1 protein-coding gene is annotated in these 913 nt (G+C 71.9%); it reads right to left on the bottom strand.

What is annotated here, in order from left to right; genetic code table 11:
• The coding region (locus TSH64_RS28285) for an AMP-binding protein (RefSeq protein WP_146208143.1) at window positions 1–913 on the bottom strand (913 nt) is incomplete at both ends.

Genomic DNA, 913 nt, shown 5'->3' with positions numbered 1-913 from the left:
CCCGCCCAGCTCGAAGAAGTTGTCGGTGACGCCGACGCTCTCCAGCCGCAGCAGCTCGCACCACAGCGCCGCCAGGGCCCGTTCGGCCGCGCTGCGCGGCGGCACTTGGACCGACGACGACACCTCCGGCTCGGGCAGGGCCTTGCGGTCCAGCTTGCCGTTGGGCGTCAGCGGCAACCGCTCCAACACCACGAGATGCGTTGGCACCATATAGTCCGGCAGCGCCGCCTTCAGCCCGGCACGCAGCCGCTCGACAAGGCCGTCACCAGCGTCATCACCGGCGGGCACGACATAGCCGACCAGACGCTTGCCGGAGCTGCCGTCGCGGGCGACCACCGCCGCCTCGCGCACGCCCTGCTGCGCCCGCAGCCGCGCCTCCACCTCGCCAAGCTCGATGCGGAAGCCGCGGATCTTCACCTGATGGTCGATCCGCCCGACATACTCGATCACCCCGTCCCCGCGCTGGCGCACAAGGTCGCCCGTCCGGTAGAGCCGCCCGCCGCCCGCCGAGAACGGGTCGGCGACGAAACGCTCCGCCGTCAGGCCGGGGCGGTTCAGGTAGCCACGCGCCAACCCGGCACCGCCAAGATAAAGCTCCCCGACCACGCCGAGCGGTACCGGGTTCAGATCGCCGTCCAGAACATGGGTGGCGCGGTCGCCCACCCGCAGGCCGATCGGCGCATAGGCCGCACCGCAGCGGTCCTGCCGGCCCGCCTTCCAGATCAGCGGCGTCACCACCGTCTCGGTCGGGCCGTAGCCGTTGATGATGTGCTCCGGTTGCAGTGCAGCCTTGGCCAGTTCGAACGCCGCATCGCTGACGGCGTCGCCGCCGAAGCAGTAGACCCGCACCGGCGGCGGGGCGGTCCCCCGCTCCGCTAGCTCTCGCCCGGCATGCTCGGCGAGCTGCTGCAGG

Origin of the sequence: Azospirillum sp. TSH64 (genome assembly GCF_003116035.1) — a bacterium.
GTDB lineage: Bacteria > Pseudomonadota > Alphaproteobacteria > Azospirillales > Azospirillaceae > Azospirillum.
The sequence above is the reverse complement of the archived record's forward strand: the minus strand, read 5'-3'. Positions and strand labels throughout refer to the sequence as shown.